21 protein-coding genes are annotated in these 24,317 nt (G+C 38.4%); 6 read left to right on the top strand and 15 right to left on the bottom strand.

Annotated features, from left to right (window positions below; translation table 11 throughout):
* The first annotated feature begins 9 nt into the window (after positions 1–9).
* Together CWD90_RS05820 and CWD90_RS05815 are read left to right on the top strand one after the other, a co-directional pair.
* Complete coding sequence (locus CWD90_RS05820; protein WP_103474996.1) at positions 10–1,137, top strand: FIST signal transduction protein; 1,128 nt, start codon at positions 10–12, stop codon at positions 1,135–1,137.
* The gene (locus CWD90_RS05815) at positions 1,134–2,900 is read left to right on the top strand and encodes a PAS domain-containing hybrid sensor histidine kinase/response regulator (protein ID WP_103474995.1); all 1,767 of its coding nucleotides are present in this window, start codon (positions 1,134–1,136) and stop codon (positions 2,898–2,900) included. The genes CWD90_RS05820 and CWD90_RS05815 overlap by 4 nt, the downstream gene beginning before the upstream one ends.
* 212 nt (positions 2,901–3,112) lie before the next feature.
* On the opposite strand, the gene CWD90_RS05810 is transcribed toward CWD90_RS05815, so the two are convergent.
* The 12 genes from CWD90_RS05810 to CWD90_RS05755 form a co-directional block, all read right to left on the bottom strand.
* On the bottom strand, positions 3,113–4,699 hold the full coding sequence (locus CWD90_RS05810) for an NADP-dependent glyceraldehyde-3-phosphate dehydrogenase (RefSeq protein ID WP_103474994.1): 1,587 nt from the start codon (positions 4,697–4,699) through the stop codon (positions 3,113–3,115).
* 163 nt (positions 4,700–4,862) lie between these two features.
* Positions 4,863–6,116, bottom strand: coding sequence for a threonine ammonia-lyase IlvA (gene ilvA, locus CWD90_RS05805; RefSeq protein WP_103474993.1), 1,254 nt, complete (start codon positions 6,114–6,116; stop codon positions 4,863–4,865).
* Positions 6,117–6,184: 68 nt separating this feature from the next.
* Complete coding sequence (ilvC, locus tag CWD90_RS05800) at positions 6,185–7,660, bottom strand: ketol-acid reductoisomerase (RefSeq protein WP_103474992.1); 1,476 nt, start codon at positions 7,658–7,660, stop codon at positions 6,185–6,187.
* Positions 7,661–7,705: 45 nt separating this feature from the next.
* Positions 7,706–8,230, bottom strand: a complete 525-nt coding sequence (gene ilvN / locus CWD90_RS05795; RefSeq protein ID WP_103475120.1) for an acetolactate synthase small subunit — start codon at positions 8,228–8,230, stop codon at positions 7,706–7,708.
* Positions 8,231–8,291: 61 nt separating this feature from the next.
* The gene (locus CWD90_RS05790) at positions 8,292–8,870 is read right to left on the bottom strand and encodes an O-methyltransferase (protein WP_103474991.1); all 579 of its coding nucleotides are present in this window, start codon (positions 8,868–8,870) and stop codon (positions 8,292–8,294) included.
* A gap of 33 nt (positions 8,871–8,903) precedes the next feature.
* The gene (ilvB, locus tag CWD90_RS05785) at positions 8,904–10,637 is read right to left on the bottom strand and encodes a biosynthetic-type acetolactate synthase large subunit (protein WP_103474990.1); all 1,734 of its coding nucleotides are present in this window, start codon (positions 10,635–10,637) and stop codon (positions 8,904–8,906) included.
* Positions 10,638–10,712: 75 nt separating this feature from the next.
* Positions 10,713–12,389 carry a dihydroxy-acid dehydratase gene (gene ilvD, locus CWD90_RS05780; protein ID WP_103474989.1) on the bottom strand — a complete coding sequence of 559 codons (1,677 nt, stop codon included), beginning with the start codon at positions 12,387–12,389 and terminating at the stop codon, positions 10,713–10,715.
* Between the two features lie 422 nt (positions 12,390–12,811).
* A complete protein-coding gene (locus CWD90_RS05775; protein ID WP_103474988.1) occupies positions 12,812–13,651 on the bottom strand; it encodes a 5-oxoprolinase subunit C family protein in 840 nt (279 codons plus the stop codon).
* Positions 13,644–14,381 carry a 5-oxoprolinase subunit PxpB gene (pxpB, locus tag CWD90_RS05770; RefSeq protein ID WP_103474987.1) on the bottom strand — a complete coding sequence of 246 codons (738 nt, stop codon included), beginning with the start codon at positions 14,379–14,381 and terminating at the stop codon, positions 13,644–13,646. The genes CWD90_RS05775 and pxpB overlap by 8 nt, the downstream gene beginning before the upstream one ends.
* Entirely contained in the window at positions 14,378–15,115 is a 738-nt protein-coding gene (gene pxpA / locus CWD90_RS05765) for a 5-oxoprolinase subunit PxpA (protein WP_192877994.1), read from the bottom strand. Before pxpA ends, pxpB begins: the two co-directional genes overlap by 4 nt.
* A gap of 5 nt (positions 15,116–15,120) precedes the next feature.
* Positions 15,121–16,314, bottom strand: a complete 1,194-nt coding sequence (locus CWD90_RS05760; protein WP_103474986.1) for an Nramp family divalent metal transporter — start codon at positions 16,312–16,314, stop codon at positions 15,121–15,123.
* Position 16,315: 1 nt separating this feature from the next.
* Positions 16,316–17,431 carry a DUF2891 domain-containing protein gene (locus CWD90_RS05755; RefSeq protein ID WP_103474985.1) on the bottom strand — a complete coding sequence of 372 codons (1,116 nt, stop codon included), beginning with the start codon at positions 17,429–17,431 and terminating at the stop codon, positions 16,316–16,318.
* A 214-nt stretch (positions 17,432–17,645) separates the two neighbouring features.
* Here CWD90_RS05755 and CWD90_RS05750 point away from each other — a divergent pair, with 214 nt between their 5' ends.
* The 3 genes from CWD90_RS05750 (at position 17,646) to CWD90_RS05740 (ending at position 20,003) form a co-directional block, all read left to right on the top strand.
* Positions 17,646–18,092 (top strand): hypothetical protein, encoded by a 447-nt coding sequence (locus CWD90_RS05750; RefSeq protein ID WP_103474984.1) that lies wholly within the window; start codon positions 17,646–17,648, stop codon positions 18,090–18,092.
* An 89-nt stretch (positions 18,093–18,181) separates the two neighbouring features.
* Positions 18,182–18,721 carry a hypothetical protein gene (locus tag CWD90_RS05745; protein WP_103474983.1) on the top strand — a complete coding sequence of 180 codons (540 nt, stop codon included), beginning with the start codon at positions 18,182–18,184 and terminating at the stop codon, positions 18,719–18,721.
* 193 nt (positions 18,722–18,914) lie between these two features.
* Positions 18,915–20,003 carry a Gfo/Idh/MocA family protein gene (locus tag CWD90_RS05740; protein ID WP_103474982.1) on the top strand — a complete coding sequence of 363 codons (1,089 nt, stop codon included), beginning with the start codon at positions 18,915–18,917 and terminating at the stop codon, positions 20,001–20,003.
* 549 nt (positions 20,004–20,552) lie between these two features.
* On the opposite strand, the gene CWD90_RS05735 is transcribed toward CWD90_RS05740, so the two are convergent.
* Positions 20,553–21,383 (bottom strand): sialate O-acetylesterase, encoded by an 831-nt coding sequence (locus CWD90_RS05735; RefSeq protein ID WP_205161212.1) that lies wholly within the window; start codon positions 21,381–21,383, stop codon positions 20,553–20,555.
* 284 nt (positions 21,384–21,667) lie between these two features.
* Between CWD90_RS05735 and CWD90_RS05730 the strand changes: the two genes are divergently transcribed.
* Positions 21,668–22,972 carry a serine hydrolase domain-containing protein gene (locus CWD90_RS05730; protein WP_103474981.1) on the top strand — a complete coding sequence of 435 codons (1,305 nt, stop codon included), beginning with the start codon at positions 21,668–21,670 and terminating at the stop codon, positions 22,970–22,972.
* A gap of 217 nt (positions 22,973–23,189) precedes the next feature.
* Here the strand turns inward: CWD90_RS05730 and CWD90_RS05725 are convergent, their stop codons facing one another.
* Together CWD90_RS05725 and CWD90_RS05720 are read right to left on the bottom strand one after the other, a co-directional pair.
* Entirely contained in the window at positions 23,190–23,798 is a 609-nt protein-coding gene (locus CWD90_RS05725; RefSeq protein WP_103474980.1) for a hypothetical protein, read from the bottom strand.
* A gap of 174 nt (positions 23,799–23,972) precedes the next feature.
* On the bottom strand, positions 23,973–24,248 hold the full coding sequence (locus CWD90_RS05720; RefSeq protein ID WP_103474979.1) for a winged helix-turn-helix transcriptional regulator: 276 nt from the start codon (positions 24,246–24,248) through the stop codon (positions 23,973–23,975).
* Between the last annotated feature and the right edge of the window lie 69 nt (positions 24,249–24,317).

The following is a 24,317-nucleotide window of genomic DNA, read 5'->3' as shown; positions in this document are numbered from 1 at the left end:
AATTATCATATGGAAATATATCAGCAAAAAATACTTCATCTAGAAGACCTTGACCATTTGGATTTGGATTTTATTCCTGAGGTATTTTTTCTCTTCGCCTCACCTTCGTTTATTGGTACAGAAGAATTTGTGGCAAGACTTTCCCGAAAATTTGAAAATGCTATTTTGATCGGATGTTCCACAGCGGGTGAGATTTTGGGAAATCAGGTACTGGATTCTACTATTGTCTTAACGGCCGTTAGGTTTGAAAAGACTAAAATTCGAATTGAAGAAGTAGATTTGGTTTCCCATAATCTGGATAGTTTTGAGGCTGGAAAAGCCATTAGCAATCAATTAAAGGCTGCCGATTTGAGGCATATTTTTGTTCTTAGTGATGGACTTATAGTTAATGGTGCGGAATTGGTGAAAGGCTTGCATACTGATCTAGATAAAACCGTAAGTATTACGGGTGGATTGGCAGGAGACTGTTCAAACTTTGAAAACACCTTTGTAATTGCTGGGGGTAAAATAGCATCCAAAAAGATAGTTGCATTAGGTCTATATGGTCCTGATTTAAAAATAGGGTTTGGATCCAAGGGAGGTTGGGACAGTTTTGGTATTGAAAGATTGGTAACGAAATCTGAAAATAATGTCCTCTACGAATTGGACGGCCAACCGGCATTGGAGCTCTATAAATCATTTTTGGGCGACATGGCCAAGGATTTGCCTAGTTCAGGACTTTTATTTCCTTTGAGCATGAGGGATGAGGATAATCAAATACCAGTAGTGAGGACTATTTTAGGAATAGATGAAAAAGACGGAAGTCTTACTTTCGCGGGAAACATTCCCCAAGGTTCTTATGTAAGATTAATGAAGGCCAATATCGATAGAATTATTGGAGGTGCCGAACAATCTGCTATAACTACTAAGAACAGTACGGAAAATCGACATCAATTGGCATTTTTAATAAGTTGTGTGGGCCGTAGACTAGTCATGAAACAATTGGTGGAAGAAGAAGTAGAGGCTGTAAATGAAGTGTTTGATAATGATATATATACGACTGGATTTTATTCTTACGGGGAGATAGCTCCCTTTGATAAATTTTCGCCCTGTTCCCTACACAATCAAACGATGACCATAACAACGTTTTCTGAATGATCAATAATTACCACAGATTACTTAAAAGACAGCTCAAAAAGGTAGACTTGGACGATAGTAGTCTTAACCTTATAGCTCCGCTATTGTATCAAATTAATGAAGCATATAAGGCGTTTGACAGTGATTTAGATCAAGTGGAGAATGTCTTGGAGAAAAGTTCGCAAGAATTATTTCAAACTAATCAGCAGTTAAAAAATAGTGTAGAATCCATTAGCGGGCAACTTTCGAAAGTAGCGGGTAATATTAAAGATGTTATTTTTGAAATGGACCTGAAAGGCAATTGGTCCTATCTTAATCCCGCCTGGCAAAAGTTGACAGGATTTAAGGTTGTAGACTGTTTGGGAAAACCGTTTCACCATTTCTTGAAGGATGACAAAGGAAATGACTACACGACTCTAGTAGATCTTAAGAAGCCTAATTTTAAGACAATAAGTAAAAGTTTTAAATCCCAGACCACTGATGGGGAACACAAATGGTTGGATTTTTCTTTAAAGGTCATCAAGGCGGAAAATGGAAGTATAGAAGGCTACATTGGTACCATTGTTGACATAACCAAGATAAAGGAAACGGAATTAGCTTTGATTGAGGCCAAAGAAAAGGAGTCTATGGCCAATAAAGCCAAAGACGATTTTCTTACCACCATGTCCCACGAGATACGAACCCCGCTAAATGCGGTTATAGGCATAAGCCACTTGTTGCTATTGGAAAACCCCAATAAGGAACAGTTGGAAAATCTAAATGCCCTCAAGCATTCCTCGGAACACTTGTTGTGTTTGGTAAATGATATTTTGGATTTTAACAAAATTGCCTCTGGCCTTTTAGAACTTGAAGAAAGGGATTTTAGTTTAAAGCACCTCCTTACAGGATTACAGAGTATATTTCACAATACGGCAAAGGATAAAGATCTTAGGCTTCTTGTAAAGACAGATACAACTCTTCCTAAAATGTTTATAGGTGACAGTACAAGATTGTCACAAATTCTGACCAATCTGGTTAGCAATGCCATTAAATTTACCGAGGAGGGTAAGGTAACGGTGGATATTGAAGCCTTGGAAGTAACAGATGATTATTGCGTTTTGGAATTTTTTATATCTGATACGGGAATTGGAATCCCTGAGGATAAACGGGATAAAATATTCCTGTCGTTTGCTCAAGCTAACTCAGATACCACTAGAAAGTATGGGGGTACAGGGCTAGGGTTGGCCATTTGCAAACGCTTGCTAGAATTAATGGATAGTGATTTAAAATTGGAAAGTGAAGTGGGAAAAGGTTCCACATTTAGTTTTAAGCTGAAATTACAAAAGAGTACTATGGCAGATCATCAGGAGGATTTATATGCCTTTGATGTCAACAGTATACATCTGCAAGAGAATTTGAAAGGGGCCAGGATTTTGGTGGCCGAGGATAACAAAGTAAATATTATGGTCATTGCGAAGTTTCTTTTCAAATGGCAAGTGGATTTTGATATTGCTGAAAATGGCCTTATAGCCTACAATATGGCTATGGAGAATAACTACGATATGATTTTAATGGATCTTCAAATGCCAGTTATGAACGGTTTTGAAGCAAGCAAAATCATAAGAGAATCGAATAACCCTTACAATAAGTACATGCCAATATACGCCTTATCCGCCTCCACGGGAATGGATATTAAGAACCAATTGGGAGAATACGGAATAGATGGCCTTATTTGCAAACCTTTTAATCCCACTGAACTATTTAAAACATTGACGACAATTCTTCAGCAGAAATATATTCATTAAATAGATAAATTAATTAAGGGGTTAGGTCATATATGTTGAAATTGCAATGGTGAACCTGGCATTAAAGGTATATTGTTTCTAAATCAATAGCATATTAGCTTTTTGAAGCTAGAAATAGAGTAGCAAAAGGAAAAGGCCCCACTTAATATTAAGTGGGGCCTTTAATTTTCTGAACTTCTAGAAAAAAAGTTGCTAACCAATAGTTTCCTCAGCTACAAAATATAGTCGGTACTAATAAAGTTAGACAATCTTGACTCCAATAATTGCTCCACAGTTTCATTATTAAGTTCGTTGTCTTTAAAGGCCACAAAGGTTCGTATGGAAAAGGAACGCAATGCATCATAGACACTTAAGGTAGCTTGGGCAGAATCCTTTCGCCCTGTAAATGGATAAACATCGGGACCACGTTGACAGGAACTGTTTAAGTTAACCCGGCAAACCAAGTTTACCAAGGTATCAATTAAAGGTGCTATAGCATATACATCCTTGCCAAACAAACTTACCTGTTGCCCATAGTTAGACTCGGCCATATCATCCAAGGGCTCTTCAATATCTTTAAAGGTTACAATAGGTATTACGGGGCCAAATTGCTCCTCCTGATAGACACGCATTTCTTTATTTACGGGATATAGTACCGCAGGCCAAATATAATTCTCGGAATGGGTTCCTCCTTTTTTGTTTAATATTTTAGCGCCTTTTTCCCTGGCATCATCAATTAATTCCTGTATGTAGGAAGGTTTTCCGGGTTCCGGTAATGGCGTTAAGTTTACCCCTTCTTCCCAAGGGTTTCCGAATTTTAGTGCGTCTACTTTTGCAGCAAACCTTTTATTAAATTCATCTGCAATATCTTCGTGTACATAAATTATTTTTAGAGCGGTACAACGTTGCCCGTTAAAGGATAAAGTACCTGCAATACATTCATTAATAGTTAGGTCCAAATCGGCATCAGGAAGTATAATGGCCGGATTTTTAGCTTCCAAACCAAGGACTAAACGAAGTCTGTTGCTCTTTGGATGTTGGTTTTGTAGCGCATTGGCAGATTTACTATTACCTATCAATGCCAAAACATCAACTTTTCCTGTCTGCATTATTGGTGCAGCCACTGCCCTACCCCTTCCAAAAATTATATTGACAACGCCTTTAGGAAAACTGGATTGAAATGCCTCCAAAAGTGGCGTAATCAATAAGACACCGTGTTTTGCAGGCTTGAAAATAGTGGTATTCCCCATGATTATGGCAGGAATAAGTAAGGCAAAGGTTTCGTTCAAAGGATAGTTGTAAGGCCCTAGACATAGTACTACACCTAGTGGCCCCCTTCTAATATGGGCATATACACCATCATTCTTTTCAAACTTGGCTGCATCCCTGTCGAGTTGCTTGTAATCCTCAATGGTGTCATTAATATATTCTACAGTTCTATCGAACTCTTTTTTTGAATCCGGGAGCGATTTCCCAATTTCCCACATTAATAGTTTTACAATTTCTTCTCTTTTGGACTGCATTTTCTTTACAAAAATCTCCATGCAGTCGATCCGCTCTTTTACCCTCATCGTAGGCCAGATGCCCTTACCCTTGTCATAGGCCGCCAAGGCTGCATCTAAAGCCTCCAAAGCTTCTTTTTCTTCCATGTCCGGTATACTTCCCAATAAGGTGGGTTCATATTCGTCCGTGCTGGATATAGTTGAGAATACCTCGGTAGTTTTACCGTTCCAAGCTTTTAATTCTCCATTGACCAAGTAGGTTTTTTGATGGATAACCTCATTAATTTTAAATTCTGATGGTATAGTTGATTTACCCATAGTTGATTTTTTATGAAAAATGAAATGGTTAAAATTAATTTCCAATCCACTAAATTAATAAAACAAGAATTTTAATTCTCTATAAATTTGATGGAATATATGTAATAAGGTCACGAAAAGGCTTTCGTTACTTACATAATCATAAAAAATATGTGAAATGTGATTATATTAAATACTGAAATAAATCGGGCTTGTCGTTGATGTAGTCACCAAAAAAGTTGTTGTCTTTCATCCTCTTAACCAATGGTGCCAAATCTTCCGGACTTTTCAATTCTATTCCAACTACGGCAGGAGCATTCTCCCTACTCGATTTTTTTGAATATTCAAAATGGGTAATATCATCAGTGGGACCCAAAATATCAACAACGAACTCCTTTAAAGCACCAGGTCTTTGGGGAAAGCGCACAATAAAATAATGTTTTAATTTACCGTACAACAAAGCACGTTCCTTAATTTCAGCGGTACGCGTAATATCGTTATTACTACCACTTACTATACAAACCACATTCTTGCCTCTAATGGCTTCCTTAAAATCATCCAAAACGGTGATGGTCAATGCTCCAGCTGGTTCTACTACAATGGCATCCCGGTTATAAAGATCTAAAATGGTCTGGCAAACCTTGCCTTCGGGAACAGTGACCATATCATAAAGATATTCCTTGCAGATATCAAAAGTAAGATTGCCAACTCTTTTTACAGCTGCTCCATCAATAAATTTATCTATATGTTCCAATTCGGTATTCATTCCCTTTTCTATGGAAGTCTTCATGGATGGGGCACCCTCGGGCTCCACACCTATAATTTTTGTATCGGGCGATAAGGTTTTGAATACGGCACAAAGGCCCGAAGCCAAACCGCCACCACCAACAGCTACAAAAACGTAATCTATAGGTTTTTTTGCCTGATCCAGTATTTCCAGGGCAACGGTAGCCTGTCCTTCTATTATTTTGGGATCATCAAAAGGATGCACATAGGTTTTGTTTTCAGCGGCACAGAAAATTTTAGCAGCATCTGAGGAATCATCAAAGGTATCGCCTTGGAGTATCACCGTTACCCAATCCCCGCCAAATAATTTGGTCTGTTCTACCTTTTGCTTAGGAGTAACAGAGGGCATGTATATAGTGCCATGTATACCTAAGTAATTACAAGCGAATGCTACTCCTTGGGCATGGTTCCCTGCACTGGCACATACAACCCCATTTACAGTTTCAGCTTTGGTAAGCGAACTAATTTTATTGAAGGCACCTCTGATCTTATAACTTCTTACCCTGTGTAAATCTTCCCTTTTCAATAGAATATTGGCGTCGTAGGCCTTGGAGTATCTAATACTCTGCATTAATGGGGTAATATCCGCCACTTGCCTAATGGTTTCTGCAGCTTTCTTAATGTCCTCCAATTTGGGAAAATATGGTTTCATATGTTTGTATAAACAAAGACCTGCCGAGTTCAAGAAACTTGGCAGGTCTTCAGATTAATGACGCTTGATTATACTATAGGTTTCATAGCAGTCATGGAAGCACGCAACCTTGAACCTACTATCTCTACTGGATGTTCGCGTAATGCCTTGTTAACGGCAATTAGTTTTGCGTTATCAACACTTAAATGTTTTTGATCGGCAAAATGTTTTCCAATTACGTCTGTGTCTATGTTTTTCATAAAATCGGCCAATAACGGCTTACAAGCGTGATCAAACAAATAGCAACCGTATTCCGCTGTATCGGATATTACCCTGTTCATTTCGAACAATTTCTTTCTAGCAATAGTATTTGCTATCAATGGGGTTTCATGAAGTGATTCATAGTAGGCAGATTCGGCAATAATTCCAGATTCTGTCATGGCTTCAAAAGCCAATTCAACACCTGCTCTAACCATTGCAACCATTAAAACACCGTGATCATAAAATTCTTGTTCGGAAATTTTATCTGATCCAGCAGGAGTTTTTTCGAATGCAGTATCTCCAGTTGCCGCTCTCCAGGTCAATAGGTTTTTATCATCATTGGCCCAGTCCTCCATCATAGTCTTGGAGAAATGACCGCTCATGATATCGTCCATATGCTTGTGGAAAAGGGGACGCATAATATCCTTTAATTCTTCTGACAATTCAAAGGCCTTAATTTTTGCAGGGTTGGACAAGCGATCCATCATATGGGTAATACCTCCATATTTAAGACCTTCAGTAACTGTTTCCCATCCGTACTGAATAAGCTTGGAAGCATATCCAGCATCCATTCCCTTTTCAATCATTTTATCGAAACAAAGAATAGAACCGGTTTGCAACAATCCACAAAGAATGGTCTGTTCTCCCATTAGGTCAGATTTTACTTCTGCAACGAAAGAAGACTCCAAAACACCGGCTTTATGTCCTCCTGTAGCAACGGCATAGGCCTTGGCTTGGGCCAATCCTTTGTCTTGCGGATCGTTGTTAGGGTGTACAGCAATCAATGTAGGTACTCCAAAACCTCTTTTGTATTCTTCACGTACTTCAGAACCTGGACATTTTGGTGCAACCATGATAACTGTTAAATCCTCACGAATCTGCATTCCTTCCTCCACAATGTTAAAACCATGTGAGTAGGATAATGTAGCTCCTTTTTTCATTAATGGCATAACCGCAGAAACTACGCTTGTATGCTGCTTGTCCGGAGTTAAGTTGATAACCACATCAGCAGTCGGGATAAGTTCCTCATAAGTACCTACCTTAAATCCGTTTTCACTTGCGTTCACAAAAGATTGTCTTTTTTCCTTTATTGCAGCATCCCTAAGGGTATAGGAAATATCCAATCCGGAATCGCGCATATTAAGACCTTGGTTAAGACCCTGTGCACCACAGCCTACGATTACAATTTTTTTCCCTTTTAAAGCGGATACACCATCAGAAAATTCAGTAGATTCCATAAACCTACATTTTCCCAATTGGGTAAGTTGTTCTCTTAATGAAAGTGTATTAAAGTAATTTGCCATTTTTCTAACTCGATTTATATCCCGATTAACTCCGGGGTTAATTATTTATTGATTAAACTCTTTTAATAGTGATGAAATTTTCATTTCCGATTTAGTAACTGCTATTCGCCCTGAGCGCACAAATTGCATAATACCATAGGGTTTTAATTGTTGGTACATGTCATCAATTTCATTTCTTCTTCCACTTTTCGCTAGTACAAAGAAATCTCTGGACACAGTAACAATTTGAGAATTACTTTCCTTAATGATGTTTTGAATATTTCGTTCATCGAACAGCAAGGTGGAAGCTACTTTAAACAATGCCGACTCTTGATATATAGTTTCTTCATCGGTATGGTAGAATGCTTTAATAACCTCAATTTGTTTTTCAACCTGCCCAACAATATTGGTCACCCAGTCTTCAGTGGTGTACACAACTATTGTGAATTTGGACACATGTTCAATTTCCGATTTTGAGACATTTAAACTTTCAATGTTTATATGACGTTTTAAAAATATCCCTGATATTCTGTTCAGTAATCCTACGCTATTCTCGGAGTATACTGAAATTGTAAACCATTTTTTTTCCATCTCCTCAACCCAATCCATTATCTATATATAAGGTTATGGGCAATTTTAATTAATAATTATTTTATTTTTTTACTGCGATAATCAAGCCCGTGGACCAATTCATTTTGGTAATAATTAAATCTTTTCTTCCCTCTAAGTAATCCACAAATCTTTTAACATTTTCTGGATGTCCTTTTGGCCAGTTGGGTTGTTGAATTAAATCGTCCACAACATAAAATCCACCAACATTGATTAGATCTAATAATTCTTCCAACTCACTGTATTTTCCCGGCCACGCATCCGCAAAGACCAAGTCGAATTTTTCACCTTTATAATTTTTCAGCCATTCACTACCATCTTCGCAAATTATTTTCACCCTAGCGTCCTGTCCAAAGTAATCCATCGCAATTTCACTGAGCTTAGGGTCGTTGTCAATAGTAATCAATTCTGATTCTTCATCCATTCCAGCGACCATCCAAGAAAGTGAAAGACCTATTCCAGTTCCCAATTCCAAGAATCGTGAGTTAGGTTTTGAGGCAATCAACGACTTTAGCAATACTCCAATATACAGATCCGATGACATAGCAAAACCGATCTCCTTGGATCTTTTTTCTATATCGGCATGTTGCACTGGTCTGTCTAAAATATTTAAATCGTTCATTTTTCTACTTTAATTCTGGAGGCCGATTTCTGTTTATTTCAAACGAATATCCGATACCGATGCTCCTGACGGAATCATTGGAAAAACATTGTCTTCCTTTTCCACGCACACTTCTAAAAAGAAAGCGTCTTTTGATGCTAACATCTTTTGTATAGTGGGCTTTAAATCCTTTCTTTCGCTAACACGTTTTGCCTCTATATCATAGCCTTCCGCAATTTTTACAAAATCTGGATTAACCATTACGGTTGATGCATAACGACTCTCGAAGAACAGTTCTTGCCACTGGCGAACCATTCCCAAATGATCATTATTAAGTACCACAATCTTAACAGGGGTCTTGTTCTGAAAAATAGTTCCCAATTCCTGTATAGTCATTTGATATCCACCATCACCAATTATGGCAACTACTTCCCTATCCATGGCTCCCATTTTAGCTCCTATCGCTGCTGGTAGGGCAAAGCCCATAGTGCCCAATCCACCTGAAGTAACGTTACTTTTGGACTGTTTAAATTTGGCATATCGGCAAGCAATCATTTGGTGCTGACCCACATCCGATACTATGATTGCCTTATGGCCACTGGCTAAATTGATTTCCTCTATAACCTCGGCCATTGTAAGTTTATCCTTGGTAGGATAAACATCGTTTTTAATGATCTGGTCAAATTCTATCTTATATTTTTCCTTAAACTGATTGTGCCAAGTTTCGTGTTTATTGTTTTTGATCAAAGGCAATAATAAATCCAAAGTTGCCTTGGAATCGCCCAAGACCGCAACATCTGCTTTTACGTTTTTGTTTATTTCTGCAGGGTCTATGTCGAAATGGATTATTTTGGCCTGTTTCGCATAGGTGTCCAGACTTCCTGTTACCCTATCGTCAAAACGCATGCCAATGGCAATGAGTAAATCGCATTCATTTGTCAATAGATTAGGCCCGTAGTTTCCGTGCATTCCAACCATACCTACATTTAAAGGATGGTCCGTATCCATAGCGGAGAGTCCAAGAATCGTCCAAGCTGCAGGAATACCAGCCTTTTCCACCAAAGCTTTAAGCTGTTCTTCTGCTTGCCCTAAAATTACACCCTGTCCAAAAACAATGAATGGTTTTTTGGCCGCATTGATCAAATTGGCCGCTTCCTCAATCGCTTTTAGGTTTGGTTTAGGGTAAGGATTGTAGCTACGAACCCCTTTACAATGTTCGTATGAATAATCGAACTCATCAACCTGAGCATTTTTGGTTATATCTACCAATACTGGTCCTGGTCTACCGGATTTTGCAATATAGAAAGCCTTTGCCAATGCCTCAGGAATTTCAGAAGCTTTGGTAACTTGACAATTCCATTTGGTTACAGGAGTTGAAATTCCTATGATATCAGTTTCCTGAAAAGCGTCTGACCCCAATAAATGTCTTGCTACCTGTCCAGTAATGCAGACCATTGGAGTTGAATCTATCTGGGCATCCGCAATACCTGTAATCAAATTAGTAGCTCCTGGACCAGAAGTGGCCACGGCCACACCTACTTTTCCGGTTACCCTAGCGTACCCTTGGGCCGCATGGGTAGCTCCCTGCTCATGTCTTGTTAATATATGTGTAAGTTTATCCTGAAATTTATACAATTCATCATATAAGGGCATAATTGCCCCTCCAGGATATCCATATATTAAATCTACACCCTCGGCCAATAGACAATGGATGATAGCCTCTGCACCACTGATCCTAACAGTGCTCTGCTTTGTTGACGTTTCTTTTTCCTTATTTAATGTTTCCATAATTGTAGACCTAATCGGTTAACATACTTGGTATAAAACTTTTATTATTTCTCTTGGGTATCTATTTTCCTAATCCTAAATTTCGTCGGTCACACAACCTTGCGATGCAGAGGATACTGTTTTGGCATATTTATATAAACTACCTTTTTTTACCTTTAAAGCAGGTTGTATCCAATTTGCTCTACGTGTTTTTATCTCCTCATCGGACAAGGCCACAGAAATGCTATTCTTTTCTGCATCAATGGTAATGATATCCCCATCCTTCAATAAGGCTATGGTGCCACCATCTTGGGCTTCAGGGCAGACATGACCTACCACAAATCCGTGGGTACCACCCGAAAAGCGACCATCCGTAATCAAGGCGACGTCTTTACCTAGACCGGCACCCATTATAGCAGCTGTTGGTTTTAACATTTCTGGCATCCCAGGCCCACCTTTTGGACCTTCGTACCTTATCACCACTACATCCCCTTTTTTTACCAATCCTTTTCCGATACCGGCATTGGCTAAAAACTCGTCATCAAAAACTTTGGCAGGACCACTAAAATGCAACCCTTCTTTACCTGTAATCTTGGCTACAGCTCCTTCTTCTGCAAGATTTCCATATAATATTCTCAAGTGTCCGGATGCCTTAATTGGAGCATTCAAAGGCTTAATTATTTCCTGACCTTCTTTTAAACTTGGAACATTGGCAAGGTTCTCTGCAACGGTCTTTCCAGTTATGGTTAAACAATCACCGTGCAACATACCGTTTTCCAACATAAATTTCATCACGGCGGGTGTACCACCAGCACGATGTAAATCTTCCATTAAGTATTTGCCACTTGGTTTTAAATCCGCTAAAAATGGAGTAGTATCACTAATTCTTTGAAAATCATCCAATGTAAACTCAACATCTGCAGCTTTGGCTATGGCCAAGAAGTGAAGCACCGCATTGGTGGACCCTCCTAAAAGCGTTAGCAAACGCACGGCATTTTCAAAAGATTTTCTAGTGATGATATCGCTAGGCTTAATATCATTTTCCAATAAATTTCTTAAAGCAAAACCAGCACTTATCGCATCCTGCTGCTTTTCTTTGCCAATGGCAGGATTGGAAGAATTGAAAGGAAGGGCCATGCCCAAAGCTTCAATAGCGGAAGCCATGGTGTTGGCAGTGTACATACCACCACAGGCCCCTGCTCCTGGGCAGGCATTTTGGATTACTCCTTTGAAATCTTCTTCGTTCATGGTTCCAGCAACCTTTTCACCCCATGCTTCAAAGGCAGAAACGATATCCAACTTCTTATCTTTAAAACATCCAGAAGCGATCGTGCCACCATAAACCATAACGGAAGGTCTGTTTAATCTGATCATAGCCATTAGTGCACCAGGCATATTCTTATCACATCCAACCACCGTAATCAAACCATCGTAGTTCATAGCCTGTACCACTGTTTCCATGGAATCTGCGATAATGTCTCTCGAAGGCAGGGAATATCTCATGCCGTAAGTACCCATGGAAATACCATCACTTACACCGATAGTATTAAACACAAGCCCAATTAAGCCCCCTTTTTCCGTACCTCGTTTTACCTCCTGGGCCAAATCATTTAAGTGCATATTACAAGGATTCCCCTCATAACCTGTACTGCCTATTCCGATCAAAGGTTTTTTCAAATCCTCTTCGTCCAAACCAATGGCATATAACATGGCCTGAGCAGCCGGTTGTGTAGGGTCCTGGGTAACGTTTTTACTATGTTTATTTAATTCCATTGATCTATATTCTTTCTGTTTTAATACTTAACTATATACACTACGACTTCCAAAGATAAAAGTTTAAAAACCCTTGCGTTTTTAACATAAAACTTTGATTTAAATTCAATGATAATGATTTAATTTTAACTAGCTAGTAATCAGTAGTTTAAATAGATAAACCATATCATATTCAGTAGGCTTTTATTCCCTTATATAACTTTGTTTTTTGGTTGAAATGGACATAAAATCCAAAATCATTTGATGAAAACATAAAAAAAGCCTGTATCAAATATATCTGATACAGGCTTTTTAAATCAATAGAAATCCGTATCACCCCCTTAAGGGACGATAATGACTACACTGATTAAGTTTTCATTTAATTTCATTACTGTAAAATTAAACATTAATATTTAATTGACAAAGAAATAAGTTTGAGGCACCTATTTTAATTTAAAATTAATGTGGTCTCCAGATCTTTTTTGTGCTAAAATGGACATAGCCATGTCCGACAGTTGCAAAATTCTAGGATAACCCCCTGTAGTTTGTCCGTCTTTCATAAGAATAATTAATTTTCCAGAAGGGGTCAATTGCACCGTTCCAGGAAGGGTGGCCGAGGTTAACATGGAAATCTTGTTTTCATCTATCACCTCATTGAGCTGATATGCCATTCGGTTGTTCTCATTGGCTACTGAAAAGTCGCGATAAAATAATTTAGCTAATTGGCTATCTGTTAAAAGTTTATATTCTGGCCCTTTATAAACTTCCAATACGGATTTATCCAAGACAGAATCTACCTTAAGTTTGGAAATTTTTGGATTGAATAGTTTGCAAGTGGTATAAGGAAGATCGGCCATTTTCTTTATGCAATCTTTTTCTGTAATTGGTTTAAAAAAGGACCTGCTACCCAAAACCTGTGCTGTTTTGAATCCGTCCTTTATCCCCAAATAGGCCCTGAAACCTATTTCCAATTTCCCGTAGCTTAATATATCGCCACTATTAACTTTATAAACTTTATAGTTTTCAATAGCGTTTTTGTTTAGGGTGACGGACATTTCTGCCCCCCCCAAAACGATATAGGTTTCTTCTTCAAATTCCAATGAGGGCCCAGTCATGGTTATTTCCAAAACGGCGCAATTTTCATCGTTCTCCAATAAAGAATTGACCTTGGATGCAGAATATGAATCCATTACCCCGGCAACCGGAACTCCTTTGTCCCGATATCTAAATCTGCCAGTATCCTGCACTGTAGTGAAAAAACCAGATTTTAAAATGTTAAGCATCCAGAACTATTTTTTCTATGTTATATATACCGACCTCAGCTTCTATTTTGTGTAGTTGGTATTCGGCCATTGAAATAGAATAAAATTGAATTTTATCCCCTACATTAACAAAACAAGGACTTTCATTTTTCACGTTGAACATGGGTACTGGACATTTGCCGATTATGTTCCATCCCCCTGGCGAATCTTGAGGGTAAATTCCAGTTTGTTTTCCCGCCAGGCCAACAGAACCCTTAGGCACTTTAGATCTTGGTACCGACTTTCTGGGGACCTCCAAAGTTTCAGGAACTCCTCCCAAATACATAAAACCAGGTAAAAAACCGATACCATAAACGGTATAGGTACTTTGGGAGTGTTGTTCTATAATTTGCTCAACTGTTAATCCCAATTCGCCGGAAATTTCCTGTAGATCTAACCCAAATTCCAAATCATAACTAACTGGCAATCTCCAAAGGTATTTGGTAGCAGAAGCTACCTTTTCTTTAATGGCATACCACTCCTTTATTTTTGGTTTAAGATTGTCAAAATCTAAGACGGTATCCTTGCAAATCAAAGTAAGTGAATTATAAGCAGGTACAAACTCCCACTCCTTTTCATTTAATTTGTTTTTCTTTAAATACTGAATGAACTGAAGAATTTCCTCCAATATGGACTCTTGCACCTTATTGGGCCATTCCACCAAAATGGCATGGACACCAAATTGCCTGACGGATATTTTGAAATCGCTCACTTTTTTATTAAGATTTGGTTCTTAGGTAATTGTTGTGAAAGATACATTAATATTTGTAATGATAAAGGAGAATCTCCGTGAATGCAATAGGTATCCGCCTTGATTTTTACTTCCTTGTTGGATAAGGTTAAAACGGTTTCTTTTTTAACCATATTTAAAAGATGGTCCAAAACCGCTTGGGGGTTTTGAATCAAGGCCATGGGTTCCTTTCTGGAAACTAGTGAGAGGTCCTGATTATAATTTCTATCGGCAAACGCCTCAAATTTTATCCTAAATCCTAATCGTATAGCTTCCTCTTCTATTTTTGATCGGTAGGGAACATATAAATAAACATCTTTCCTGTATTCCTTGATGCAATTTAAAAACACTAAGGCCAACTTCCTGTCCTTTGCAATATCATTGTACAATGCTCCATGTGGTTTTATGTGGTGCAACCTCATGCCCAAGGATTTCAGTGCCGCTATTAAATCCCCTATTTGGGCAAGGATGCTTTTTTGTAAATCCTTTTCAGATATATTTATGGTATTTCTTCCAAAATTTTCCCTGTCGGGATAGGATGGGTGAGCACCAATTAGGACTTGGTGATCTTTGGCCAGACGGGCTATCTGCATCATGGTCCCTTTATCACCGGCATGGCCACCGCAGGCTATATTACATGAAGAGATAAGGGGCATTAATTGTGCTTCATTGCCTATGCCCTCCCCTACGTCGCAATTTATATCTATATTGATCATATCACTTAAAATAGTTCAAAAACTGTGAGTATACTTTTTACTCCCAATATTACCGATAAAAGGATTATAATAATTCCCAATATATTTTGGAAATGGGTATTCTGATGCTCTTGCATCACTTTTTTATTATTTACGACCCAAAGCAGGAAAATAGCGATAATAGGTAATAGCATACCATTGGCCACTTGTGCAAATTTGATAATTTCCAAGGGTTTTATTCCCATGGACATAACTATAACACCCATTAAAATGATAAGCATCCAGACCAACTTGAATCGAATGTCCTTCATAGTGGCATTCCAGCCAAAGCAGCTATTGGCAACATAGGCGGCGGCCAAGGGGGCTGTAATTGCAGAAGTTACCCCAGCAGCAAAGAGTCCAATCCCCATGAAATACCGGGCGCTGTCCCCATGTAGTGGCTCCAAGCCTTTGGCAATATCCATTATGTTGTTTATTTCATTGGATGGTATGGCAGTTGCTGTAATCATTACAGACATTGAAACCATACCGCCCAATGTGATGGACACATAAGTATCTCTCTGCGCTTCCTTCAAGTGTGCTGTGGATTTCCACCTTTCACTTACGAGGGAGGTATGTAAAAATAAATTATAGGGTACCACCGTAGTTCCTACCAAAGCGATGATGGTCAATATACTTCCTTCAGGAACCTTGGGGGAAAATAGACCTTGGAGCAAGGATGAAATATCGGGCTTTGTAATTATGGCTGTCATCAGAAATGATAAACTCATGACCACCACAAGGCCGATCAATACCTTTTCCAATATTTTATAATTTCCAAAAAATAAAAGTAAAAAAGCAAAAAGACCAATGACTATAGGATAAACATTAAGGTATTCATTCCCAAATAGGGCCACCAGCCCCAAAGAAGCGCCTCCAATATTGCCTCCTTCATAAGCGGCATTTCCTATAACTATTGCAGATAAGATCAAGCCTAAGATTAAAATCTTCATCCAGGGTGTGACTATCTCCTTTTTTATGATATTTGCCAGTCCTTTTTGGGTGACAATTCCCAATCTCGCCGCCATTTCTTGTAAGATCACCGTGGCTGCAATGGAGAGTAATAAGGCCCATAGAAGGGAATACCCAAATTGTATTCCAGCCATGGAGCATACAGTAATGGTACCTGGTCCAATAAAGGCTGCCGCGACCAAAACCCCTGGCCCCATTTTTCCGAACATATTATTTAGGGGTATTTAAGGCGTATAAAGCAAAACTTCCCAACCAATGGGTTCCACTATAATTATCGTCCACAATATTGGGAAGCGAGTAATTAATATGCGCGGTGGCAATTTGCTTTAAGTGGGCGTATTCTGGTAGGGTTTCCGCAATTCCATACAAACACCAAGCTCTACTAAAATTTAATCCATCCAAATGCACCAATTTCCCATCTGTCCTGTCCGATACCTTTCCGGGTTCTAGACTAAATTGAGGCATGGTCAACTGTGGTAAAAATTTGTTGAGCCATTTTTTAAACTTTTCAGGGCCGTAAATTTTTCGAACCAAATTGGCCTCCTCCAAACAAGGAGATAGAAAATCGAATCCGCTTGGCTCCCACGTCAAGGGGCAATTGGTGTCATTTGTATAAAAACGGGCCACACTTGAAATGATCGCATCTTTTAAGGTGTCATCTTCCATTACAACGGCATAATCCCAGGCCATAGAAAGCCCAAAAGCGGTATTGGAATGCTCTCCTACCCTAATGGGGTAATTTAATTTAGGCAAAAACTCCACGTAAGCAGTTACTATATAATCTGTTAAGGGTTGCAGATTATCCTCTAAATCACGGGCTAAGGGATCATTCCAGGTGTGGATTTCCTCTGCCAATTTAAGGATCCATGCCCAGCCATAAGTACGCTCAAAAGTTTTATTACCGGTCATATTAAAATAGGCCACCTCTCCGATTATATTCTCCTTGGAAATATTTTCAACCAACTTATTGCGGATCGTGGAGGCCTGATTTAGACTAGGGAACTGTTTTATTAGAGACACTAGGGACCAATGCCCATGAACGGATGAATGCCAGTCGTAACAACCATAGAAGGCCGGGTGCAATGCTTTGGGACCTCCTAAATGCGTCGAATCCAGAAGGGACTGGTTTAATTTATTGGGGTATTCGGTCTGTAGACATTCCAAAGGTAAACGCACCAAACGGTTGGCTTCATTAAAAGTAAGCTCGGGAACCGTTAGGGAGATATCTCCTTTTGGTTCTGGCTTTTGTTCGTCTTTACAGCCTAAGAGAAGGAAAGAAACAAATAAAGTTATACCTATTGTTTTCAGTATTGGTCGTGAATCCATGGTTTTGGTTTGTAAAAGTGAATATGTAAATATATGGATATTACAAAATGGGGAAGCATATTTAAATTTAACCGAACATGTAGTATAAAAAGGCGGTAGTTCATCTAAAAAGCTGCAGTTCATCTAAAAGTTGACCTTTTTGGAGAACCCCAACATAATAATCCAAAAATATTACGGTTATAATAGTCCCAAATTAAATTTTTAACCTACTTGAATGACATGTTTAGATTGTAAAAAAGAGCTTAGTTATCTTGACCATAAAAGCGCAATGGATCTTTTTGGAATAGAGCTTTGTGCGAAGCATAAAAGCAGAATGGAAAAGCTAATTAAACTCAAAAGGACCCCCAAAGAAGCCATACAATTGTATTATGGTTTAAAAAATGCAGGCGTAAATCCAATGCTCGAATGGTGGGATGGAAAAAAATCAGTGGATATTGCTATATCTAGGGTAAAACTTAATATAGAAATAGATACCGAATATCATTCCCTCACCCATGAACAAGCCATCAATGACTTGGAGGAAGCCATGCATTCGTTTAAAAATGGATTTACCACCATTCGTATCCCCCACGTACTCATTAAGTATTATTTAAAGGAAACCGTGAATAATATTTTAGGTATTATGGAAGGACTCAAGGCCAATATTAAGGCAGTTAGTTAATGATACGTTAGGGAAATGTCTTTCAAGGAAGGACAAGGTGAATTCGGATAATTTAAAACTAAAATGTCCAGAATCTTAAAAACCATCTTATGGAAACAGAAAAGAAGATTTTAAGAACACCTTTGAGAATTGCCATTTCCCTACTTCTTGTTGGATTCATTTGTAAGATTTTACATTTCCATACTTTAGCTAACCCTATCATAATTTTATCCCTTTGTGCTATCAGTACTTTGTACGGAATGCGATTTTGGAAAAAAAGTAAAAAGGGGTTCCTACAATACAACAAATTGGTTTTAGTTACCTCTTGGTCCTTAAATGGCATATTGAAAATCCTTGATTTATCACACAATGAATTTTTTCAGCTTATTGGTGGCGTGGCATTCATTATATGGATCATCATGGAGGGCACAACGTATCTCATAGATGACAAGGATGACAATAGAAGTGACATTGTGTATTTTATTTGGAATACCATGATGATCATTGGGATATTGGCCATTATAATAGGAGGCCTTACCAAGATATTGGAATGGGAATATGCCACATCTACCCTCATTACTGGATTTATTCTTGTTACGGTGTACATTTTAAAAGACTTAATGGTACAAACGCTTCAGAAAAAAGAATAAAAAGGAATCCTTTCATAATCTTTCTGCCGTATTTGGGATGCCAAACTATCTTGAATAAACAAATTCTACCCTATAGTAATACTTTCCTGTTTTTTCTTATTAGCCTCCAATTGACTCATTTATATTCCATGAGTTGCATTATTTCAGGGATAATTCAATTTTTTGTATTATTTTCTAGGTTCAATTGGGAACCATGGAAAAACAAAGACGAATATTTATTCAAAAAGCGGGTATAATTGCAGCTGTAAGTGCATTTACGCCACAAATATTGCTATCCGCAACAGCAGCACAAAAGAAAAAACTAGGAGTAGCCCTTGTAGGATTAGGTTATTATAGTACCGATCTGCTTGCCCCTGCCCTACAATTGACCAACAATTGTGAATTAAGGGGCATTGTTACTGGTAGTCCTGAAAAAATCCCTGTATGGCAAGAGAAATACGGTATAAAGGATAAGAATATTTACAATTACCAAAATTTTGATAGTATTGCCAACAATCCGGATATTGATGTAGTCTATGTGGTGTTGCCACCATCCATGCATGCGGAGTATACTATTCGTGCAGCCAAGGCAGGAAAACATGTATGGTGCGAAAAACCAATGGCACCCTCCGTTGCAGATTGTGAAGCAATGATCAAGGCCTGCAAGGACAATAAGGTAAAACTGGCCATTGGATATCGCTGTCAGCACGACCCCAATATTCAGGCCTACATGAAAGTAGGTAAAGAACGGTCTTTTGGTAAGGTTAGAATGGTGACTTCGGCGGCAGGGTATTTTGATGGGCGAACCAACCATTGGAAGCAGAACAAGCAATTAGGAGGTGGGGCAATGGGCGATATGGGCGTTTACGCGCTACAGGGAGCCAGATTGGCCACCGGTGAAGAACCTAGTTCCGTTTTGGCGCAGGCCTCCACTACAAGGCCCGAAATTTATCACGAGGTAGAGGAAACAATGATGTTTCAATTAGAATTTCCCAGTGGTGCCCGGGCATCCTGCCAAACCAGTTTTGGTATCAATATTAACCACCTTCAAGTAAACTATGAGAAAGGTTGGTTAAAAATGGAACCCCACTCTTCCTACAAAGGAAATAACGGGAGCATGTCCGATGGAACCATTATTGAATTTCCCATTCCCAACCAGCAAGCCAAACAAATGGATGAGGATGCCATGGCAATTATGCACAAGACCGACTTATTGGTTCCAGGGGAAGAAGGACTTCGGGATATTCACGTAGTAGAGGCAATCTACAAATCGGCTGCCCAAAATTGTTTGGTGAAATTATAGTTTTGTAGTTTTCATAAATCAATTACCTCAGGGCAAGCCCATGCATGAGGCATCTAAAAAAGCTACTAATAATATTCAGACGGGCAAGCCTTGGAGCATTCAAATCTCACTTAGTGAGTAAAAATAATCGGTAAACTGTTGCTTTATAGGGTTTTACGTAATTGTAGGATTTTACTTTCATAGAAGTTTTTGACCTTTTGTCCGACAATGGGTCAAGTTGTCGAATTTTTGTTCCATACATGGGTAACAAAATCGTTTTCCTCTTGATTTAGGGTTTTAAATATAAACCCGATCGTATGAAGGAAAATACTACATTAATCGATTTTTTATTTTATTTCTTTTGCGCCTTTTGCTTTTCGTGGGCCTTGTATGTGTTGTTCTTAGGCTAAGAATTGGGGAGAAAATAATGGCAATCCACAATTTAGAAGCATCACAGGCGTCTAGATTAAAATCTATGAAGGCTTTGTCAATAGTTTGAATCAGGATAAGGTGGTCACCTATAATCCCGCTATAGTATAGCAAGACGAGATGTTGGTTGCCAATATAGGCCTAATCCTGCATTTTAATAAACTCATTGGCAAATCTCTCGCCCATAGTTCGTTGTGCTTCAGAATTAAAGTGCACCTTGTCCCCTTTGTCCTTTAAGTCCTGGGTATTGATCATTCCTGAATATGGATCAGTGGATACATAATATTTAATGTGATCATTAATTTTTGACCACAATGGATTGGTCGAATAACTACCCAATTGTCCTATTACAACGGTTGCCTCTTGGTTCCCAATTATCTTTCTGAACTGATAGAACAGCTCCGTTAATTTAATTTGGTACAATGGAGCCTCCTTGGTTTTGGCATCACTTTCGCCCTGATGCCAAAGAATCCCCTTTACTGTCCCAAAACGCATACCCAATTCTGCTTTTTGTTTGAAATTTGAGAATAGTTTAACCTCCCTATGGATGGAATCGTTTAACCATTGGGTGATGGAACTGCCTCCAACCGCAGCAGGAATAACCAGTACCGAGATACTGTCCGGAATTTGTCTAATTAAGGCTTCTCCAAACGTTAATCCACTGTCCAAACCGCTCATTGATGGTTCGTAAAAATGTAGGGGTTCTTTGGCATATATCATGTTCCCTTGTTCATTTATAGTGTATACCCTTGCATTGGGAACAGTATCTTGTGGTTCCACAAGTCCACGACCAGCCATATTGGATTGCCCTGCTAATATGAAAACCCAAAGATTTGCTTTGTTTGGAATTCTCTCTACCGGTTGCTCCACTTTTGGAAAATATTTTGTCCTCTCCTCTTTATTTTGTCCATAGCACCATGATGGCAGGGAGAATATCATTAAGGAAAAAAGAAGAAATTTTTTAATAGTCATATAGCTAATTTATTTGCTGAGTTTCCCAAAGATAAGTTGAATTTTTTATTCGGGTATTATTGGGTTATAATCCATTTTAAAATGGGGAGTATTGGGTACTTGGTGGAGAATGTGGGTGTTGCCGAGCATTTTAGGATGGTTATTATGCAAGTAGCGACTTTTCCACTATTGGGTAGAAAGGTGTTAAATAATAGGACTGGTATAAGAAATTGCGCATTTTAACCGTTATTTAAGTATATCGTCCTATATTTAAGGCGTCTTATCCTAAATTAAATTTCACCCCAATGAAGAGAAGCAAAGTATTAATAGGAGCTTCACTTGTAATCCTATCCCTATTTGCCCTTATATTCGGTGCTTTTAAGCCTGAAGAAAAACCTAATTCCGAGGTGGCTATTTCCACCATTTACAAACAAAAGGATGTATTAGATAGTCAAGGAACACTACTCTATAAAAAACATCAGGAGGAATTGGGGGTCGCAATAAAGGCCTACTTTGAAAAAGCAATTGCTGAGGGTGATATTGTTGGTGCAGGAGTTAGCATTGTACAAAAGGATTCCGTTGTAATATCTGAGGGCTATGGTAAAAGAAAAATAAATTCTGATGCAGCTGTGGATGGCGGAACTATATTTAGATTGGGATCGTTATCCAAAGGATTTGCAGGGGTATTGGCAACAGAATTAAAGGATGAAGGCAAATTACATTGGGAAGATAAGGTCAGCGATTTTATTCCGGAGTTTCGATTTGGCGACAAGAATAACACCAATAAAATTACGCTGGCTAATATTTTGTCACACACCTCTGGTACGCCTTACCACAGTTACACCAATCTTGTTGAGGCTGGGCTACCGTTACAGGATATTGCCAAACGCTTTAAGGCAGTTACTCCGATAAGTGAACCAGGATTAATGTACAGTTATCAAAACGCCATGTTCGCCCTTTGTGGAGAAATGATTCATAAAGTAACCGGACAGGACATCGGTACGGTTTTGACAAATACTTTTTTTAACCCTTTGGGCATGTGTTCCACTACTATGGATTATGAAGCCCTCTCACATATGGAAAATGTGGCCATGCCGCATACCAAAAGACGAAATAGCTGGAAAACCTTGCCACTTTCGGACAATTATTACAATGCTATTGCAGCCGGAGGTATTAGCGCCAGCGCCGTTGATATGGGCAAATGGATGCGATTTTTATTAGGTTATAACCCAGAGTTGATGACCAAAAATGCCTTGGCGGAAACTTTTACCCCGTTTATAGAAATTAAAGGGGAAAGCAAGTATTACCAACGTTGGCCGGGACATACCACCTCCTACTACGCTTTTGGATGGCGGATCCATAAATTTGTGGAGAACGGTTCAAAAAATGAAAAGACCATTTGGCATCACGGTGGAAGTGTAAACAATTACAGAAATGAAATTGCCATCTATCCCGAAACCGAACTAGGTATCTGTGTATTGTTGAGCAACAATAGCAAAATTGCCAAAAATGTAATTCCTGACCTGTACAAAATAGTAAACGACATTTTCGAGGACAAGACTGCTGAAATTGCCTTGCATGCAGATAAAAGTGCAGACCAGCCGCTGTAAGTAAGAACAACCTCTTGGCGTGAGTGTTAACTAGTACCAACAATTTCGGCACTACCCTAAATTTGAACTCCATTAATTGGCGTATTGCAAGACTTTCCTTTCCCTACTAAGGAGGAGATTTAAAATTCCATAAATCACTAGATAATTATTATAACTGCCTAGGTTATTTAGGAAGGGTTCTTCAATTTAGCGTAATTACCCAGCCTACCCCATTTTTCTAATAGTCTAGTTGGTTCTTCCCATATTTTTGGATAAGTTTCCTGGCGCCTTTTAGCATTATCATATGGGAACTGGGATTTATGGAAGGAAGACCATTGTTCTCTCTTGGAAATACCGATTCCTGATCTTCAATTTTTCCATAAACTTGGGAAGAGGATATAAGTGCTCTGGCATTTAAGTCATATATGGTTATTGAAACAGATGCCCTATTGCTTAAATTTTCATTTTGATCTGGAAATGACAAGGAACCTAGGCCATCACTGATTACATTTCCCCCAATATTGATGATGTAATCACAGTCCGTATCTCTTTTTAATTCTTTTAAATCCATTTCTGATAGCTCGAACTTAATTTTTGGAGCCACTAGTTTCGTACTTCTCAAATTGTTTATTTCTATTAAGGAGTCGCCCAGAATTTTTTTAAACTCTTTCAATGAAGTGTCGTAAAGTTCAGTATCGAATACTCTGGAATTGGATTTAGTGCTGTTCAGTATCCATTTTCCTTGGCTAAAGTCCAATTGCTTTCCGGTGTCGTAAAAGTAATTGTATTTGGCGCTACCGCAGGAATAAAGGGTTGCGATCATTAATATCAAGAATATTCTGTTCATTGTTTTATGTCAGTTTTTAAAGGGAAGGTAGCATTAAGTAAGAAGTATTTAATGTAAAATAATAGCTTCAAATATAGGTTTATTTCAATCTTGAAAATTAGCTGTTTAAAGTATTATACCAGCACTAACAGGGTTAGGGCCTTTCCCAAAAAGTTTGAAATCGAATCTATGTAATTATTTAGGAAAATCTTCCGAACCCCATTTATCCAAACTTCTTAAAATAGTCTCAAGTGATTTCCCCCTAGTACTTAATGCGTATTCCACTTTAGGGGGAACTACAGGGAAAACTTTTCTGGAAACAAGGCCATCTTTTTCTAGCTCTCTTACGGTTTGAGTAAACATTTTATTTGAAATTCCTGGAATTTTCTTTTGCAATATTCCTGAACGCAAATCGCCTTCCAATAAATGAAATAAAATTAAAGGTTTCCATTTTGTACCTATTAAATTCATTGTATAATGTAACGGACAACTATTATCTTTATTCAAAATGATAATTTTATATTATTGATAATCAGTATT

The organism is Arenibacter catalasegens (assembly GCF_002909235.1).
GTDB classification, from domain to species: domain Bacteria; phylum Bacteroidota; class Bacteroidia; order Flavobacteriales; family Flavobacteriaceae; genus Arenibacter; species Arenibacter catalasegens.
The sequence above is the reverse complement of the archived record's forward strand: the minus strand, read 5'-3'. Positions and strand labels throughout refer to the sequence as shown.